1 protein-coding gene is annotated in these 1,193 nt (G+C 61.7%); it reads left to right on the top strand.

The window, feature by feature from the left end; genetic code table 11:
- Positions 1–212: 212 nt before the first annotated feature.
- A complete protein-coding gene (locus J2W49_RS25715; protein WP_310322779.1) occupies positions 213–1,178 on the top strand; it encodes an IS110 family RNA-guided transposase in 966 nt (321 codons plus the stop codon).
- Positions 1,179–1,193: the final 15 nt, after the last annotated feature.

Below are 1,193 nucleotides of genomic sequence, written 5' to 3'. Positions count from 1 at the left end.
GGAACCGGCTTGTATGGTTGAGGGGTTGGGGTGGAGGGCCTGGAACTTCCGGCTATTGGCTCAGACCGACTGGCAAAGATTGCCCCCACCCCGCCTTCCAGCGTCGATAAGGAACTGAGCGGCACCGCATAGCGCCGATCTTTGAGCAAGCCAACGCGGCTGGCGGGAATGTCCACCCCAACACTTGTCATTCTTTCTCGAAGGAGACTGTCATGCAAGAGTTCAATGCGTTTGTTGGTGTGGATGTTTCCAAGGCCGAATTGGTGGCCGCCTTCCATGATCAAGCAGGATGTCGCAGCATCCCCAATGACGCTGGCGCCATCAGCGCCTGGCTGCATAAGCTGCCAGACGGTGCTGCGCTGGCCATGGAGTCCACCGGGCGGTACCACCAATTGCTCGCCACCCTGGCGCGAGCAGCAGGCCTGCAAGTGTTCGTGCTCAACGCGCGCGACGTGTACTTCTACGCCAAAGCCCTGGGTGCACGGGCCAAGACCGATCGGGTCGATGCTCACGTGATCGCCCGTTACCTGGCCGAGCAGCACAAGCACCTGCACCCTTGGCAGGCCCCCAGTGCGGTGCTCGCGCAGGTGCAGTGCCTGCTTGGCCAGCGCTGGACGGCGGTGACCAAGCGAGCAGCGCTGCACCAGTCGCTGCAAGGCTGTGATGCGGCCATTGCCAGTCAGGTCCAGGCGCTGGATCTGGCATTCAATGCGCTGCTCAAGGCCATTGATGCTCGCATCGCGACGCTGTTTGAAGACGACGCACATTTGGGTGCGCAACGCGCCTTGTTGCAAAGCATTGTGGGCGTGGGGCCGCAAAGCAGTGCGTTGCTCGCCAGTGTGCTGGAGCAGGTGAGCTTTGGCAGCGGCGATGCTCTGGTGGCCTACAGCGGGCTGGACCCCAGAGCCTGTGATTCGGGCAAAAGCCGGGGTCGCAGGAGGCTCTCTAAGCGAGGACAACCGGCCCTGCGACGCCAGATGTACCTCGCAGCCATGTCGGCGTGCCATACGAAAGCCTTTGAAGGTACATACAAGGCTTTGCGACAGCGGGGCCTGAAGACCACCGAAGCGTTGGTGGTACTGGCTCGCAAGCTGCTGCGCATCGCCTTTGCCGTTTGGCGCACCGGCAAACCGTTTGATCCGCAACGCATACCCCAGTCGCTTGACAACAAACCATAGAACCTTTGCCGGGCC

Source organism: Hydrogenophaga palleronii (assembly GCF_031457455.1).
In the GTDB taxonomy this organism is placed as follows: Bacteria; Pseudomonadota; Gammaproteobacteria; order Burkholderiales; family Burkholderiaceae_C; genus Hydrogenophaga; species Hydrogenophaga palleronii_A.
Note: the sequence above shows the minus strand (reverse complement) of the source record. Positions and strands in the feature narration are given on the sequence as shown.